Annotated in this window: 15 protein-coding genes; 5 read left to right on the top strand and 10 right to left on the bottom strand. The window is 65.5% G+C overall.

Annotated features, from left to right (window positions below; genetic code table 11):
- Window positions 1-65 precede the first annotated feature (65 nt).
- Window positions 66-638, top strand: coding sequence for a T4 RnlA family RNA ligase (locus CGZ88_RS02205; protein WP_165778683.1), 573 nt, complete (start codon window positions 66-68; stop codon window positions 636-638).
- 62 nt (window positions 639-700) lie between these two features.
- Here the strand turns inward: CGZ88_RS02205 and CGZ88_RS02200 are convergent, their stop codons facing one another.
- Together CGZ88_RS02200 and CGZ88_RS02195 are read right to left on the bottom strand one after the other, a co-directional pair.
- Entirely contained in the window at window positions 701-2701 is a 2001-nt protein-coding gene (locus CGZ88_RS02200; RefSeq protein WP_101670962.1) for a hypothetical protein, read from the bottom strand.
- Window positions 2702-3004: 303 nt separating this feature from the next.
- On the bottom strand, window positions 3005-3349 hold the full coding sequence (locus tag CGZ88_RS02195; protein WP_026645349.1) for a winged helix-turn-helix transcriptional regulator: 345 nt from the start codon (window positions 3347-3349) through the stop codon (window positions 3005-3007).
- Between the two features lie 422 nt (window positions 3350-3771).
- Here CGZ88_RS02195 and CGZ88_RS02190 point away from each other — a divergent pair, with 422 nt between their 5' ends.
- Window positions 3772-3981, top strand: a complete 210-nt coding sequence (locus tag CGZ88_RS02190; protein WP_101670961.1) for a hypothetical protein — start codon at window positions 3772-3774, stop codon at window positions 3979-3981.
- 63 nt (window positions 3982-4044) lie between these two features.
- On the opposite strand, the gene CGZ88_RS02185 is transcribed toward CGZ88_RS02190, so the two are convergent.
- The 5 genes from CGZ88_RS02185 to CGZ88_RS02165 all read right to left on the bottom strand — a co-directional run bounded on the left by CGZ88_RS02185 (window position 4045) and on the right by CGZ88_RS02165 (window position 10099).
- On the bottom strand, window positions 4045-4974 hold the full coding sequence (locus CGZ88_RS02185) for a LysR family transcriptional regulator (protein WP_026645347.1): 930 nt from the start codon (window positions 4972-4974) through the stop codon (window positions 4045-4047).
- Between the two features lie 44 nt (window positions 4975-5018).
- The gene (locus tag CGZ88_RS02180) at window positions 5019-5651 is read right to left on the bottom strand and encodes an HAD family hydrolase (RefSeq protein ID WP_026645346.1); all 633 of its coding nucleotides are present in this window, start codon (window positions 5649-5651) and stop codon (window positions 5019-5021) included.
- 180 nt (window positions 5652-5831) lie between these two features.
- A complete protein-coding gene (locus CGZ88_RS02175; protein ID WP_034523885.1) occupies window positions 5832-7604 on the bottom strand; it encodes an FAD-dependent oxidoreductase in 1773 nt (590 codons plus the stop codon).
- The gene (locus CGZ88_RS02170; protein WP_026645344.1) at window positions 7604-8167 is read right to left on the bottom strand and encodes a redoxin domain-containing protein; all 564 of its coding nucleotides are present in this window, start codon (window positions 8165-8167) and stop codon (window positions 7604-7606) included. The genes CGZ88_RS02175 and CGZ88_RS02170 overlap by 1 nt, the downstream gene beginning before the upstream one ends.
- 111 nt (window positions 8168-8278) lie before the next feature.
- Window positions 8279-10099: a bifunctional ADP-dependent NAD(P)H-hydrate dehydratase/NAD(P)H-hydrate epimerase gene (locus CGZ88_RS02165; RefSeq protein ID WP_423734404.1), complete on the bottom strand. Its 1821-nt coding sequence runs from the start codon at window positions 10097-10099 to the stop codon at window positions 8279-8281.
- A gap of 274 nt (window positions 10100-10373) precedes the next feature.
- On the opposite strand from CGZ88_RS02165, the gene bsh reads away from it, so the two are divergent.
- The 3 genes from bsh (at window position 10374) to CGZ88_RS02150 (ending at window position 13471) form a co-directional block, all read left to right on the top strand.
- On the top strand, window positions 10374-11318 hold the full coding sequence (gene bsh / locus CGZ88_RS02160) for a choloylglycine hydrolase (RefSeq protein WP_026645342.1): 945 nt from the start codon (window positions 10374-10376) through the stop codon (window positions 11316-11318).
- 202 nt (window positions 11319-11520) lie between these two features.
- A complete protein-coding gene (locus CGZ88_RS02155) occupies window positions 11521-12327 on the top strand; it encodes a carboxymuconolactone decarboxylase family protein (protein WP_051198663.1) in 807 nt (268 codons plus the stop codon).
- A 58-nt stretch (window positions 12328-12385) separates the two neighbouring features.
- Window positions 12386-13471 (top strand): cation diffusion facilitator family transporter, encoded by a 1086-nt coding sequence (locus CGZ88_RS02150; protein ID WP_081664103.1) that lies wholly within the window; start codon window positions 12386-12388, stop codon window positions 13469-13471.
- Between the two features lie 154 nt (window positions 13472-13625).
- Here CGZ88_RS02150 and CGZ88_RS02145 read toward each other — a convergent pair whose 3' ends face one another.
- From CGZ88_RS02145 to CGZ88_RS02135, 3 genes are all read right to left on the bottom strand, one after another.
- The gene (locus tag CGZ88_RS02145; protein WP_026645341.1) at window positions 13626-15227 is read right to left on the bottom strand and encodes an ABC-F family ATP-binding cassette domain-containing protein; all 1602 of its coding nucleotides are present in this window, start codon (window positions 15225-15227) and stop codon (window positions 13626-13628) included.
- Window positions 15228-15416: 189 nt separating this feature from the next.
- The gene (locus CGZ88_RS02140; RefSeq protein ID WP_231371451.1) at window positions 15417-15878 is read right to left on the bottom strand and encodes a uracil-DNA glycosylase family protein; all 462 of its coding nucleotides are present in this window, start codon (window positions 15876-15878) and stop codon (window positions 15417-15419) included.
- 92 nt (window positions 15879-15970) lie between these two features.
- Window positions 15971-17008 (bottom strand): hypothetical protein, encoded by a 1038-nt coding sequence (locus tag CGZ88_RS02135; protein ID WP_101670960.1) that lies wholly within the window; start codon window positions 17006-17008, stop codon window positions 15971-15973.
- Window positions 17009-17061: the final 53 nt, after the last annotated feature.

The raw sequence follows: 17061 nt of genomic DNA, 5'->3' as shown, positions 1-17061 counted from the left end.
ACGTTGCTTCAGTAGTGTAGCCGCATCGCGCGTACGACGCGGACACGGATGCGCCGATGGTCCGCATGCGCGGCGCATATGGGCCGCCGGACGTCGTCGGCGCGCGCGACGACGGCATCATCGTCACCACACAGGGCAAACTCAAGGCATACTGCCGCGAACACAACGCCACACCGCTGTTCGAAGTATGCGACAAAACACACGACGAGCACATCATCGAATACCCCAAGACGACCGCCTACCTGCTCGACGCGGTACGCAACAACTTCGAATTCCGGGAACTATGCGACTACGACGAACTCGCGACGCTCGCAGAAAGCCTTGGCGTGCCGGTCAAAGAGCGCGTGACGGTATTCGGGGACGAGGATGCGGCGCGTGCCTTCGTCGTCGACATCATCCGCGACGACTACACCTACCGCGGCGAGCATATCGAAGGGTTCGTCTTCGCCGGCGCCGACGGGCATATGCTCAAGGAATTCCGCTCTGGGCGCGCGTGGCCGGACGATGCGGACGCGCATACCGACGATGCGTCCACCATGGACGCATCCGACGTGACAGTGTTCGACAGCGGCGACCTTATCCGGCTGCGCAACGCGTATCAGGGAGCCCAAGGCATGCCTGCGGGCAGAAACCAATGAGCATGGGCCGGCCGTGATGTGCGCCGCGGCCGGCCCATGCCGAAGGGCGTCCGCGCCCGTCTTCAGGATTGCGCTCGCCGACCGCGTGCGGCCTGATCCACCGTCGCAGGTTTGAGCATGCCGTACCGGAGGCTGGCGCTCAATGCGCGCATCAGATCGTTGTCCGCGATCATGGACACGCCGGCCGCATACTTGAAACCACAGTCGGCGAGCTCCTCGGCGGCACCTCGGGCGAACATCCAGGCTTTGGACGTTTCGTCGATGTCCAGCTCCTGCGCGCCGAGCAGCTGCGCCCTCTCGTCGTCGTCGAACGGCTGCTCGCGCCCGAGCCGCGCACGCAGTCGCAGGAACACCTCGATGGCGTCGTCGATCTCGTCATAGGGCAGGTCGCCGTCGAGCGCGCATTGCACGCAGGCGAGCGCGAGTGCGCTCCTGCCGACATCGGCGAGCAGATAGCCCAGATGCAGATACAGCAGACTGCGGTCGCGCAAGGTGACGGCATGCGCGAGCCCCGTGCGGAACGCATGAATCGCCGCATCGGCGTCGTGGGTCGTCCTCCAGACCACGAGCGCCAGCGTGGAATACGACGCCGCGGTGAGCGGAGCCAGTTCCACAAGCGCGTGCGCATGCCTGAGCGCCGCTTGTACGCTTCCCTCCTTCATGTAGAGGTTCGCGAGCGCCAGATGCGCGTAATACAGCGACTTCGGCACGCGCCTGTAGATCGTGGACGGCGGGGCGAACAGCATGCCGACCGCCGCACGTTCGTGCGCATGCTCACAGAACAGCGGCTGTTTGCCATCGTCGGGCATCGTCGATTCGATCCGTGCGATCGCCGATTCAAGCTCGGCCTCCATGATGAGCGGGCGGTCCCGGTTCTCCTGTTCAATCCGTGCAATCTGCCCATAGGTGACGACCCCGTCATCATGTTCGGTGTCCAATGAGCGTACGTTGAGCGCATGCAGCCGACGTTGCAGATTCGTCGGCAGCGCACGGTTGTCCCTCCACAGCGGGATGCGTCCGTCGAGCAGCGGCTGCGGCAGCGGCAGCGGCTGTATCACGTCCAGCTCGCCGGTGAGCGCATCAAGTCGCACGCTGCATGCACCCGCGGCAAGCAGGACACGCAAGGCCGCCGCCGCGTCGCCATCCACAACCGCATCATCCAGCCCGGCCGCATACTGCGGCGCAATGCGCGCGTCGAAACTCGCACGGTCCACGGTAAAGCTCACGACGGGCCGATCCATCCGCTGCACCGAATCCGCGTATGCGGTGACCCACACCGTACGCGTAGCGGCATGCGCGCTGAAACCGATCTGCGCCACAACGCCCGCAAGCAGCAGCGTGTACGCGGACGCCCATGCCGCGCGCCGCTCATCGGAAAGCAGACTCCATCCGCCACACCCGTCGTAGACATACCGACTGAACTGGCCAGCCTCGGGCGCCTGGAACACGATGCCCATCGTACCGGACGCACGGTCGAAGTCGCAGCGATACTCATAGTGCAGCGGAAGCACGGTCGACTCGCTGATCGCACAGCACCTGAGCATCGCACCCCAGTCGCCATCGTCCCCGCACTGCCCATAGCGGTTGACGTCGAGATCCGCCTGACGGCGCGCGAACCGCATACGCTCGCGCCAACCGCCGAGGATCAGTGGGTCCATCTCACCGAGATCGGCATCGGTGAGCGTGGTGAGGAGACCCTGCCCATCATCCAGCGAGCACGCCACGGCATCCGCGGCGAACAGACGCGTGAGCGCGGCCTCCACGGCATGCACGACCATGCGGTCCTCGGCAGGCATCCCATCAGGCACGGCGATCCATGCGGATCCGTTGTCCAGACGCATACCGCGAAGAGGATACTGCGCGCTGATGCGGCGCAGCCGCGGGGCATCAGCCGCCTCCATCTCGCGCGCCGCATACCGCTCGAACGCAGTGGCGTCCAAGCGGCGGCCATTCCAGATCAAACGGTCGATGACGTCGGCAAGCGGCTCATCCTCGAACGCGGACATCAGCTCACTGATGCGTCCCGGCTTAGAGGATTCAGATAAACGGTCCGGTGCGTCCATGCGGCTCTCCTTCTCGATGGCTTGATGCGGGAGTCTAACCGGGACCGCCTGCGGACGCGCCGGATTTCCGATGCATGAGACCACCGACCGCCATGAGGCACGATCAGCCGAATCATCAGCGATGCCATGCACGTTATGGAAAAGCCCATGTGGCACCGCGAGACCTTCACCTATCATGGGCAGAAGGATTGTACGGAGACGGGGAACCGTGCCGACGATATTCATAAGGATTCGCCTATGCGACCCTCTACAAGGTGATTGTGTCGCTGATGGCGCTCGCAGCGGTGGGTGCCCACCTTGCAATCAGTCGTGGTGGTAGATCAGCGCGTCCACGTTGCGGTTGGCGATCTCGACGAGCTGGGAGAGGGGAGCGACGAACTGCCTGCCCAACGACGTGAGCTCGTAATACACCTGCGGCGGCTTCGCATGCTGCACGACGCGACGGCGCACGACGCCGCAACGCTCGAGATACTTGAGCGTCTGCGACGCCATGCGTTCGCTGATGCCGCCGATCGTACGCACCAGTTCGCTGAAGCGCAGCGAACGGTCCGCCAGCGCCAGGATGATGAGTAGTCCCCATTTGCCGCTGATGACCGACAGGTTGAAGCGCGTGGGGCAGTCCTTGGAGAAGATGTCGATGTCCTGCATGTTCTCATTATATCATACGAATATACAGGTACTTACGGTTAGTAAGCATCTCTTCCCATACCATCGACCCAAGCGCCAATCCGACGGTAACAAAAGCACTTAGGGAAGAGGGTCCTCTCAATGGCTGTCAGCACCGCAGCCGCCATGCATAGCTCGATATTCCTGCTGGAATCTTGAGTTATGCGCAGGGCTCTTCGACGAAATCAGCACGCGAATGGTGCAGCTATGGGCAATTGTCAATTGCTGCGCTGTTGCGTCATGGATTCGAACGTGACACGTGCGCTTATGTTCGGAATGCGCCGGTGGTCGAGCGCAGTCAGCGCACAGACCGCGCATAACCCAATTGTGCGGCCAAAATCCTGAGTTATGTGTGCCAAGAGAAGAGCCACGCAAGCGGAGGGAGAGGAAAGGAAAGAGGAAGAATGAAGGAAAGAGGGAAAAGAGAGCGAGTGGAAGAAGAGGGGAAAGGGAGGAAAAGGAAAAAGAAGAGCGAAGAGCGAGCGAAAGAAGACGTGGAGGAGGGGCAATATGTCTGGATTCGCGTCCCGCACATGCTTGATGGGCCCGCGGAGTGTATCTGCGATTTCGGGGTGGGGAAGACGGGCATAACCGCCGGCGTGTCGGGCTGCTGAACGGTGACACGCCGGGGGATATCGCACCTGTTCCACCCCAAAATCGCAGATACGGCCATCTCCCTACTGCTCGATGACGTCGTAGCCATGCCCGGCGAGCACGGCCTTGAGCTTCTCCAGATACACCTGCGCCGGTTTCGTGATCTTTGCGCGTTCATGCGAGATCCAGCCGACGAGCATCGTCACGTCGGTGTCGAGCGGCACGGTGACGATCTTCTCGTTGTTGAGGTCGCCGTTGTCGATGCCGGTGCACACCGTGTACCCGTTGAGTCCGATGATGAAGTTGAGGATCGTGGCGCGGTCGGTCACGTTGATCTGCTTGGGGGAGTACTCCGGCCACACCGCTTCCTCGGCGAAGTAGAAGCTGCCTTCCTCGCCCTGCTCGTACTGGATGAACGGGAAAGGCTTGAGATCCTCCATCGTGACCTTCTTCTTCATCGCGAGCGGATTCGTGCGCGCGATGAACACGTGCAGCGGCGCGCGGAACAGCGGATGGAATTCGAGGTGCTTCTCGCGCAGCAGCTTGCCGATGACCTGCTTGTTGAAGTCGGACAGGTACAGGATGCCGATGTCCGAGCGCATGTTCGCGACCTGGTTGATGATGTCGCGCGTGCGCGTCTCACGGATCGTGAACTCGTACTCGTCCGAGCGGATCGATTCGATCATCTTGACAAAGGCCTCGACGGCGAACATGTAGTGCTGCGTCGACACCGAGCACAGCTGCTTGCGCGGTTTCGCGTTCTTGTAGCGTTCCTCCATGAGCGAGACCTGGTCGAGCACCTGACGCGCGTAGGTGAGGAACTCGGCGCCGTCGACGGTCAATGCGATGCCCTGCGACGAGCGGGTGAAGATTTCGATGCCGAGCTCGTTCTCGAGTTCCTTGACCGACGAGCTCAGCGCCGGCTGCGAGATGTACAGCATGTGCGAGGCTTCGTTCATCGAGCCGCATTCGACGATTTTGACGATGTACTTGAGCTGCAGCAACGTGGCCATGAGCCGCCTTTCCTTATCCTGCCTGTGTCCTAGTGTCCTGATGTTCAGATGGCCGCGCCGAGCCCGCGCAGCGCGTCGCGCGTGCCGTCCGCGTCGGTGAAGCGGACGCCGTGCCAGCCGAGCGCCTCGGCGCCGGCGACGTTCTTCGCCGTGTCGTCGATGAACACGGTCGTCGACGGGTCGAGCGAGAAGCGTTCCTCGGCGAGCCGGTAGATCGGCGCCTCGGGTTTACGCAGCTTTTCGACGCCGGAGACGACAGTGCCCTCGAGCAGCTCCCCGAGCTGCGGGAAGCGTTCGAACGCGAAGTGGAAGGTCTCCTCGGCCCAGTTCGTCAGGCCCCACACGTGCACGCCTGCGGCCTTGAGGTCGCGCAGCAGCCGCTCCATGCCGGCGACCGTGTCCGGCAGCGCGTCGCCGTAATGCTCGATGTAGTAGCGGTAGATCGCGGCGATGTCCGCGCCGTGCTCCCTTTCGACGATCGGCAGCACGTCGTCGAGCCGCATGCCGCCGTCCATCAGGTCCTCGTAGTGGAAGAAGCCGTAGGGGTCGTCGTCGGCGCAGATGCGTTCGACGAGCGCGGCGTCCACATGGCCGTCGAGCGCGCAATGGCACTGCCAGTCGACGAGCACGCCGCAGAAATCGAAGACGACATCGGTGATCGGACGGGCATCGGCCATCGGGAACCTCGCTTGGTGAAGACTGATAGGGGGACTTACGACATCGTCAGTGTACTGCACGGGCGTCGAAGTCGTCGTGCGCCCGTACATATGGCGGAACAGCGTGCGCATATGCGAAAGGAGGGCCCTGTCGCCGGGACCCTCCTTTCGCATGCTGCTGTATTGAATCAGTCGCGCTCGTCACACATGGTCGATGAGGTCGAGCATCTGCGTGACGCCCTTCCTGCCGAAATCCGTGCGCGTCCGGTCGCCGCGCGTGACGACGATGCACGGCACGCTCATGACGCCGTAGCGTTCCTTGAGTTCGGGGTAGTGCGCGATGTCGTAGGCCTCGGCGCGTACGTTCGGGTTGAGCGATGCGATGCGTTGCGCGGCGCGCACCGTCTCCGGACACATCGTGCACGTCAGCGAGACGAGCAGCATCACGTCGACCGGATCGTGGATCGCCTCGATGCGTTCCCGTTCGTCGTCGGGCAGCGGCTGGCCGGGGCCGGCCGCGTTGTACAACGCGAGCGCAAAGGCGTTGAATTCATGGCCGCCGGGCACGCCGTGGAATGCGATGCCGGTGGGTACGAGTTCGCCGGTGTCGTTGCGCACGAGCAGGCTTACGACGGGTGCGGCGAAGGGCAGCGGCAGCGTCGCGTTGAAGATGCCACGGCCGTGTTCGTCGACACGTTCGACGTGGTCGGACAGCATGGCGAGCTTGCCGCCGCTAAGGTGCACAAGTTCCTCGATGAAGGCTTTGAGTTCGACGCTCAGCGGCGTGTCGTCAAGTTGCAGCTGCAGTGTGACGTTCCGTTGCATGCGTGCGAAGATGACGCGCAGCTGCGTGCGCACGTCGTCGTCGAAGAACGAGCCGACCTGCGGGGCGGGCGTGTCGTCGACGGCGTTCGAGGCGGGCGCGATCGTCGTCTGCTCCGGGATGTTTGCACCCGCCTCGCGTTCCCTGCGTTCGTGGACGGAGACAGATGGGCGTTCGGGCACGACGCCGGTGCGCCTGGATGCGTCCGCCGCGTACTGTTCGGCGTGCACGGCGGCGATCGCGCCGTCGGCCGTCGCCGTGACGACCTGCCGCAGATCCTTGGCGCGCAGGTCGCCGGCGGCGTAGACGCCGGGCACCGACGTTTCGAGCGTCATCGGATTGCAGATCACGTAGCCGTCGTCGTCGAGGCGTACGAAGCCGTCGACGATCGAGGTTTGCGGCACATAGCCGGCGAAGACGAAGACGCCGAAGGTGCCGTCGTCTTCGGGCTGCCAGTGGCGCCTGTCACCGGTGTGCGCATCGCGCAGCGTGGCTTCGACGAGGCCGTGTTCGCCGGCTTCGACGCCTTCGAGTTCGGTGTGGTAGAGGACGTCGATCTTCGGATCGTGCTTCGCGCGGTCGGCGACCTGCGCGTCGCAGGTGAAGTCGTCCTCGCGCACGAGCACGGTGACCTTGCGCGCGTAGCGGGTCAGGAACACCGATTCCTCGGCCGCCGCGAAGCCACCGCCGACGACGAGGACGTCGCGGCCGGTGAAGAACTCGCCGTCGCAGGTCGCGCAGGTGGCGACGCCACGTCCGGCGTATTCGCGTTCGCCGGCGAAACCGATGCGTCTGGGGGCGGCGCCCATCGCGAGCACGACGGCGAACGCGCGCACGTCGCCGCGCGTCGTGTGCACGAGTTTGACGCCGTCGTCGAGCACGTCGATGCCGGTCACGTCGGCCGTGCGCAGTTCGGCGCCGAAGTCCTGCGCCTGCCGGCGCATCGTCGTCGCGAGCGCGCGGCCGTTGGTCGTCAGGACGCCAGGGTAGTTGACGACTTCGTCGGTGATCGTGATCTGGCCGCCGAAGTCGTCCTTTTCGATGACGATCGTGCGGTAGCGCGCTCGTGCGAGGTACATCGCCGCCGTGAGCCCGGCCGGGCCGCCTCCGATGACGACGGCGTCGTAGAAGTCCTGTTCGGGGGTGCTCATCACAGCTCCCCGACGAGGTCGAGGCTCGGCTTGATCGTCTTGTCGCCGGGTTCCCATGTGGCCGGGCACACCTGATCGGTGTGCTCGTAGACGAATTGGGAGGCCTTGACGCGGCGCAGGATCTCAGCGGCGTCGCGGCCGACGTTCGACGAGATCACCTCATAGGCGACGACGCGTCCTTCGGGGTCGATGATGAAGTCGCCGCGTTCGGCCAGCCCGGTGTGCTCGTTGTAGGTGTCGAGGTCGCGTGCGAGCGCGCCGGTCGGGTCGGCGAGCATCGGGAAGGCAATCTTGCCGATCTTCTCGTTCGCATCATGCCATGCCTTGTGCGTCCATTGGGTGTCGCACGAGACGGAGTAGATCTCGCAGCCGGCCTGCTTGAACGCGTCGTAGTGGTCGGCGAGGTCCTCGAGTTCGGTCGGACAGACGAAGGAGAAATCGGCGGGGTAGAAGAAGAGCAGCGACCAGTGGCCGAGCAGGTCGGATTTGCCCACTTGTCGGATGGCGTCGTTCTGGTAGGCCTGGAGGGTGAAGTCGATGACGTCGTGCTGCAGCAGTGTCATGATGGTTCCTTTCTGTACGGCGTCGCGCATTCATGGCGGACGCTCGTTGGCTGGACGCATATCCCACCGTACACGTGCGCATGCGTTTTCATTCCGCAGCTGATTATTCGCTCACTCGTAGCGCGCGGTCGCGTTGAGCATGTCGAAGGCGGCGGGCAGCGCGTTGACGACGTCCATCGCGACGATTGGATGGCCGACCGATTGCGAGGCGTGCGTGTCCTCGTCGCCATCGGAGAACAACGCAGGTTCGTCCCAAGCGCGCTGGTCGCTGTGCGAGGCGAGCGCGGCGGCGAGTCCGTGCACGTAGGCGGCGCCGGCGACGATCTCGGCGGCGAGCGAGGGATCCGCGACGACCTCGTCGGCCTGCTGGGCGAGCATCGCGCCGGTGATGCCGGCGAGTACGTCTCCAGCGCCGGCGGTGGAGAGGAACGCGGGGGCACGTCCGCATACGAGCGTACGTGTCGCGCCGTCATCGTCGGCGCCGACGATGACGGTCATCGCGCCCTTGAGCAGCACGGTCGCACCGGTCAGTTCGCAGGCGCGGCGCGCGGCGGCCAGCGGTCGGGCGGACACGTCGGCGGGGTCACGCGCCTCGCCGAGGCGCGTGAGCAGCGCCGCCATCTCGCCGGCGTGCGGCGTGACGACGACATGCGCGGGCACATGCGCGGGCAGCAGGTCGAGCGCGCCGGCGTCGACGACGATCGGCGGCATCGCAAGCGCGGCGCGGCGCCCGTCCTCGTCGCCGTCGAGCGAGTAGTGGGCGAGAAGGGCTTTCGCGCGGGTCCGCTGCAGGTCCTTGTCGTCGCCGTGCACGCCGTCGGGGATGCCGCAGCCGACGACCCAGGACTGCACATGGCCTTTGCCGATGACGGCTTCGGGAAGCGCATGCAGCACGAGGTCCTGTGCGCGGTCAGGCCCCAGATAGCGCACCATGCCGATATTCGAACGCGCGGCGGCGCATGCGGACAGGACGGCGGCGCCCGGATAGGCGTCGGAGCCGGTGATCAGTCCGGCCACGCCGCGTTCGTATTTGGCGTCATCAAGGCGCGGGATGCGGATCGCGGACTGCGCGAAGGCGCGGTCGACAATCTCGACGTCCGGGTCGGCGGCGTCGACGTCAAAGCCGAAGTCGACGAGCGTGACGCGGCCGCACGCGTAGCAGGCGGGCGGCAGCATCGCACATGGCTTGAGCGCGCCGAACATCATCGTCACGTCGGCGGGAATGTACGCGCCGGGCAGTGTGCCGTCCCCGACGCCGACGCCGGATGGCGTGTCGATGGCAAGCACAAAGGGGAATTCGATGTCGAGCTCGTCGTCGGGTAGTGCGGGGCGCGGGGGCGCGCCGTGCGTGCCGACGACCTCGGCGATGGCCGCGGGAATGCCGTGCAGCGCGCCGTTGACGCCGATGCCGGTCATCGCGTCGATGATGATGTGCGCACGCGAGGTGAAGCGCACGGCCTGTTCGAGGCGTGCGCCGGCCTCGCCGGAGGAGAATCCGACGGGGGCTCCGGGGATGCTCGCGTTCGGGTCGAGCGTGAAGACGTGGCCGCCGGCTTTGCGGAATGCGGCGTACGCCTCGTCGTGCAGCGATCGGCCTACGGCGATCGCCGTCACGTTGAGTCCCTCGTCGGCGAGCATCGCGCCGCAGTACAGGCCGTCGCCGCCGTTGTCCCCGGCGCCGGCGAGCACGCATACGCGCAGCGTGTCCGCCTCCCATCCTTGTTCGTCGATGACGTCGAGCACGCGGTGCGCCGCGGCCGCGGCGGCCATGCGCATGAGCGACACGCCGTCGTCGAGCAACGGGCGTTCGAGTGAGCGCACCGTCGCCACGTCGTAGGCGCATGAGCGCAGCACGTCGGTGCGTGGCCCATCCTCGGGTTCGATGTCCTGTGCGCTTGCCATGCCGGCGCCGCTCGTGCCGTGATCGTTCATCATCGGTCCTTTCCCCGCCTTCCCGCGACGTGCGAGCGCATGGCCGGGAAGGGACAACACATACGCCATCCACTCTAGTACCGCGCGCCGTGTGCGCCGCCGGCCGAACGCCGGAACGCGCCGTGGCACCGCTTCCTCTGACAACGATAACCAGCGCGCCGGCGCCGTCACGCTCCCTACAATGGCGGCAACGGCGCACGCCCCGCCCGCCGGGCGGCGTGCGCGACCGAACACGGGCGGCGTGACCGACCGCGATATGGAAAGGAACATCATCATGTGCAGTGCAGTTCGCTTCGTCGACGCCGAAGGCAACCTCTACTTCGGCCGCAACCTCGATTGGGAGTGCGGCTACGGCGAGAAGATCGTGTACACGCCGGCCGACTACGCCTACCAGCCGGCGTTCAACGCCGAGGACCGCAACCACGCCGTCATCGGCGTCGGCATCGTCGTCGACGACACGCCGCTCTACTTCGACTGCGCGAACGACGCCGGCCTGGCCGTCGCCGGACTCAACTTCCCCGGCTACGCGCAGTACGCCGAGGACAGCGTCAACTTCACGACGAACGTCGCCGCCTACGAGTTCCCGCTGTGGGTGGCGCGCAGCTTCACGAGCGTCGACGAGGTCGCCGAGGCGCTCAAGAACGTGACGATCGTCGCCAAGCAGATCAACGACCAGTACCCGGTCGCGATGCTGCACTGGATCATCGGCGACGCGACGCGCAGCATCGTCGTCGAATACACCGCCAGCGGCATGCACGTCTATGACAACGACATCGACGTCATGACGAACCAGCCAGAGTTCCCGGTGCACCGCGCCAACCTCATCAACTACATCAACTGCACGCCGACGATGGTCAAGCCCGTCAAGTGGGCAGGCGCCGAACTCAAGCCGTGGGGCGCGGGACTGAGCGCACATGGCCTGCCGGGCGACCCGAACTCGATGTCCCGCTTCGTGCGCATCGCCTACGCGAACGCGCACTATCCGGACAAGCAGGGCGAGAAGGACAACGTCACGCGCCTGTTCAAGACGCTGTCGAGCGCCGCGATGATCGAAGGCATGAGCGCGATGGCCGACGGCCAGTTCGAGAAGACGATGTTCACGAGCGGCTATTCGGCGAAGACGAAGACCTACTACATGGCCACCTACGACGACCCGACAATTGTGGCGACGCCGGTGAGCGACTTCGACGCGACGAGCAACAAGCTGCAGACCAAGTGAACCGACGCGGGGCCCGACGGCCCCGCCATGTACCATCATCATGCCCATGGCGAAAACCGCATGACATGCGCGTTTCGACATGGGCATGATGCGATGGTCTGTCGTATTATACGGACGTCGTAAGCCCGTTTCGTCCATGCGCCCGCACGTCGCGCGGCCATGGAGGCGGGATCCGCCCCGACAGCCGGACAGGAGGCATGCAGTGTTCGAGGAACTGCACAAGAAAATGAACCATTTCTGGAACGACGACCGTACCCTGGCCCAGACCGACCCGGAGTACATCGAGATGTTCTCCCGATTCGCCTACGACGAGGTTGTGCACGAGCGCGAGGCGAACGACCCGAAACTGGGGGAGGCCGACCGGTGCCTCGCGGTCATCGCCGCGATCATCGGCGCGCAGGGCATGGACGCCTTCGAGATGATGCTGCCGGTCGCCTATCGCACCGGCGTCACGTCTCTGCAGCTCAAGGAGGTCATCTACCAGGCGACGCCCTACGCCGGATTCGCCCATGCGCTGCCCTACCTGAGGAAGGTCAACGACTTCCTCAACGCCGAGAACGTCGCGATGCCGCTGCCCGCGCAGAACACCGTCGCCGCCGACGGACGCATGGACGCAGGCGAGCAAATCGAGATGCGGCTGTTCGGGGACATGATGAAGGACTTCCCGCGCAAAGGACCCGAGGACACGCGTCACATCAACGCATGGCTCACCAAGGACTGCTTCGGCGGCTACTACACGCGCGGCGGCCTGACGTTGGCGCAACGCGAAATGGTCACGTTCTGCCTGCTCATCGGCCAGGGAGGCTGCGAGGCGCAGGAACGCGCGCACATCCAGGCCAACCTGCGGCTGGGCAACGACGAGCATTTCCTCATCGCCGTCGTCTCGCAGTGCCTGCCGTACATCGGCTACCCGCGCGCGCTCAACGCGATCGCCTGCATCCGCGCCGCGCTCGGCGAACGCGAGACCGGCCTCTACGCAGACATGACCGCGGGCAACGGCGAGGCGTGACGCACGCCAACGCCAACGACGACGTCAGCAACGACGAGAACGAGAAAAGGACGAGGACATGAAGGACAACGAGGAGAAGGACATCGCCGTGAAGGACGACGCCGATAAGCACACCGCCACGCCGGCGACGGGCGTGGGCGTCAGCGCGCAGCAGGAACGCAAGCACGAGGGCGCGGCCGTCAAGGCCGCCCTCGCCGCGAACATCGGCGTCGCCATCGCCAAGCTCGGCGCGTTCCTCTTCACACGCTCGTCGTCGATGCTGTCGGAATCGGTGCATTCGATCGCCGACTGTTCGAACGAGATCGTGCTGATGGCCGGCGACCGCGTCGCCAGAAGACGGCGCAAGAACGCGCAACACCCCTTCGGCTGGTACCGCGTCAAATACCTCGCGTCCTTCGTCGTCGCCACGCTGCTGTTCTTCGTGGGTGGCTTCTTCTCGACGAGCGAGGCGCTCAAGAAGGTCGGCGCCGTGCTCGAGGACCCCGCCATCCGCGCCGCCAACCGCGGCGAACTCGTCGTCGCGCTCGTCGTCGTCATCATCTCCGCATGTCTCGAAGGCTACGGCCTGCACCAGTCGATCAAGGAATCGAACGAACGCATGCGACATACCGGCATGCCGCACATGGGCATCTACAGATTCTGGCGCGTGACGAAATCCGCTGACCTTGCCTCGGTCATCATGGAGGACACGCTCGCGCTCATCGGCCTCGCCTTCGCGTTCCTCGGCATTGGCCTGGCGATCGCCACCGGCGACGAGCTCTATGACGCGCTCGGCGGCATGTGCGTCGGCGTCGTCCTCATCGTCGGCTCGCTGCTGCTCGCCTACAAGGCGGGCTCGCTGCTCATCGGCGAATCGGTCAGCCCGCTGACGCAGGAACGCATCATCAAGGCCGTCGAAGGCACCGAAGGCGTCGAGGATCTCATCAACATGCAGTCCGTGCACATGTCCGAGGACAACATCCTGCTGTGCCTCAAGGTGCAGACCTCCAAACTCGACCGCGACTACGACGTGGACACCGTCAACAAGATCGAACGGTCGGTGCGCGAGTCGATGCCGTGGTACAACTGGGAGATCTACGTCGAACCGGACATCATGCGCGCCTCGCAGGCCGGCACGCCTGACGAGCCGGTCGACATCGACTGACTGCAACAACCGACACGACACAAAGGGCCGCGTCTTGCGGAACACGGATCGGGAATCCCGATCCCGGATGTTCCACAAGGCGCGGCCCTTTGATTATGTGATTATGCGAGGGAATTGGTTGGGCTCTGCGAGGAGAGAGGCGCGGAGCGCAGCGTCACTCCTCGGCGACGAGCTCGAGGTAGGAGTCGTTCCACAGGTCCTCGTCGCCGTCGGGCATGAGCAGCACGCGTTCGGGACGCAGCGCCTCGACGGCGCCCTCGTCGTGGGTGACGAGCACGATCGCGCCCTCGTACTTGGAGATCGCCTTGAGGATCTCGGCGCGCGAGGCGGGGTCGAGGTTGTTCGTCGGCTCGTCGAGCAGCAGCACGTTCGCGCGCGACGTGACGAGCGTGGCGAGCGCGAGCCTCGTCTTCTCGCCGCCGGAGAGCACGCGCGCCGGCTTGAACGCGTCGTCGCCGGAGAACAGGAACGAGCCGAGAATCGAACGCGCCTGCGTGTCGGTGAGCTCCGGGGCCACATGCTGCAGGTTTTCGAGGACCGTCATGTCCAGTTCGAGCGTGTCGTGCTCCTGGGCGAAATAGCCAATCTTCGCGCCGTGGCCGTATTCGACGACGCCGGTGTCCGGCTCGTCGAGATGGGCAAGCAGACGCAGCGTCGTCGTCTTGCCGGCGCCGTTGTAGCCGAGGATGACGACGCGCGAGCCCTTGTCGATCGCGAGGTCGACGCCGGCGAACACGATGTTGTCGCCGAAGGACTTCGAGATGTCCTTCGCCATGATCGGCGTGCGTCCGCACGGCGCCGGATCGGGGAAGCGGATGTCGGCGACCTTCTCCTTCTTCTGCTCGCCGCTCGTCTCGCTGAGCAGGCGTTCGGCGCGGCGCATCATGTTCTGCGCGGCCACGGCCTTCGTCGCCTTGGCGTGCAGGCGGATGCCCTGCTGCATGAGCCGCTCCGCCTTCTTCTCGGCGACCTCGCGTTCGCGGCGGCGGCGTTCCTCGTCGACGGCGCGTTGGTGCAGGTACGCCTTGTATCCGAGCGAATACATGTCGATCTGCGCGAGCTGTGCGTCGAGATGCCACACCTTGTTGACGACCTCGTCGAGCAGTTCGACCGAGTGGGAGATGACGAGGAAGCCGCCCTCGTACTTCTTGAGGAAGCCGCGCAGCCATTCGATCGAATCGGCGTCCAGATGGTTCGTCGGCTCGTCGAGGATGAGCGTGTCCGCGTCGGAGAACAGGATGCGCGCCAGCTCGATGCGGCGGCGCTGGCCGCCCGAGAGCGTGCCGAGAGGACGTTCCATGACGTCCTGCGGCAGCCCCAGACTCGCCGCCATCGCCTGCGCCTCGGATTGCGCTGCGTAGCCGCCGGCCTTCTCGAAGTCCTGCATCGCCTTGTCGTAGCGGTTCATCGCCTTCGTCATCACGTCCGGGTCCGGGTCGGTCATCTCCTTCTCGGCCTTGCGGATGCGCCGGATGATCGTCGCGATGTCGCGCGCGCTCATCATGCGGTCGAGCGCCGACTGCTCCGGGTCGTCGGCGTGCGTGTCCTGCGGCAGATAGCCGAGCTTGCCGGACACGCGCACGGTGCCGGCCGTTGGCAGCAGTTCGCCGGTGATCGTGCGCGTCAGCGTCGTCTTGCCGGCGCCGTTGCGTCCCACGAGGCCGATTTTGTCGCCCTTGGCGACGTGGAAGCTCGTCGGATGCAGCAGCGTGCGCGCGCCGATCTGAATCTCCAGTCCCTGTACTTCGATTGCCATTGATTCACCGTCTCCCGACCGTAGAAGTCCCTAGATGTTCGTGTTCGTCTGATTGTTCGTCCGATGTCCGTCGGCGCGCCGCATGCACATGAACCGCGCGCACCATCATGAACCGCGCGCACCATCATGAACCGCGCGCACCATCATAAACGCGGCCATGAACGCGCCGCGCGCCGTCCGGTCCGGCGTTTAGTCGAAGTCGGACATGTCCACGCGTTCGCGGTAGACGGCGATCAGGTCGTCGAGCGTCTTCGCCGCGTAGGCCGGCGACGTGCTCGGCAGTGCCGTGGCCGGCAGGTCGATGCCGTCGGCGAGCAGCATCGGCCGGCAGTAGCGTTCGTACAGGCCCGCGGCCTTCGCACCGCACGGGTAGATGTGCCGGATCTGCGATCCGCGCACGATCGGTGTCAGGTCGCTCGGCACGACGTCGCGGATTGACGCGTCGGACGCCCCGAGGATCTCGCACGATTCGACGGTGTCCCACAGCGCGAAACGGTGCCTGAGCGCGAACGCGCGGCGCGACTCCACGCTCGTGCCCACCCTGTCCGACGGATCGGACGGGTCGGCGAACAACGCGTCCATGATCGGCCAGAAACGGTTGCGCGGATGCATGTAGAAGAACCCGGCCTCACGCGACTTCGGACTGGCCATCGTGCCGAGGAAGAGGATGCGCGAACGCGCGTCGAACAGCGGCGGGAAGCCGTGTTCGACGCGCGTCCAGCGGCCGTCGGCGCCCTTCGCGCTCACCGTCCGTCGTCCTTGTTCGCGGCGGTGTGTGCGGCATCGTCGGCATGCGCGTCCACGGTGTCGGCATCGTCGTCGGCGCGCAGGTCCTCGACGTGCGGCGCGTCCAGCGAACGCATCGCCTCGCGCTGCGCCTTCGTCGGCTCCTGCCTGCGCGGCTCGATCGTGCCGAGCCTGCCGGAGACGCGCTTCCACGGCACGTACATGAACACGGCCGTCACGGCGGCGAGCGCGATGATGACGACGGCCGTAAACTTCGAGACGTCCATCAGATGGATCGCGATGCCGACGACCGACCACAGCGAAACGAGGCCGAAGACCCAGTCGTCGAAGCGGAAGCGCGCGAGGCAAGCGGCGGCGAGCAGCGCGAGCGCGAGCACGATCGTGGCGACGGACTGGGCCGTGCCGCTCATCGCGCCGTCCTTCGAGACGTAGTAGGTGACGGCGCGCGCAATGTCGACGAGCGTCTCGACGACGAGCCACGACCCCCACAGCGAGAACGGCGCCCATCCCCACACGCTCGCGTCGTCGCGCCGGGAGAGGAACCACAGCACCCATACGAGCGCCGTCTGCACGACGATGAGCGTGACCGAGGCGGGGTAGTTCTTGAAGGCCCACGCGAACACCCAGCCGACGCCGACGAGGCAGGCGGCCGTGAACAGCGCGCCGAGCATCGTGAAGCGCGCGCGGCCGAGCCGTTTTGCGTGCCGGCGTCCGTTGCCGACACGCACGAGCCACACGGCGAGCAGCAGGTAGACGGGGATCCAGATGAGCTGCACGTAGCGCGGCGCCGAGAACCACGAGTGCACGCGCTGGCGAGCGTCGTTCATGTCCACGTGCACAAGGACGCCGCCCTGCGCGAGCGCCATGACGACAATGAGCGCGGCGAAGGAGGCCCATGCGACGATCATTTCGACGTCGCGTTCGCGCGCCCTCGTGCCGGCCTGCGCGTCCTTGCCGCGCCCCGCCTTGCGCGGAGGTGCGGCCTTGTCCACCGCGTGCGGCGCGCCGTCGTGCGTATTGCCGTTGTCTGCCATGTTCGCTCTCCTTACGTTTCGTTCCCTGCGCATCGCGCCGCGGTCGGCGCGGT

Source organism: Bifidobacterium anseris (genome assembly GCF_002860345.1).
Taxonomy (GTDB): Bacteria; Actinomycetota; Actinomycetes; order Actinomycetales; family Bifidobacteriaceae; genus Bifidobacterium; species Bifidobacterium anseris.
Note: the sequence above shows the minus strand (reverse complement) of the source record. Positions and strands in the feature narration are given on the sequence as shown.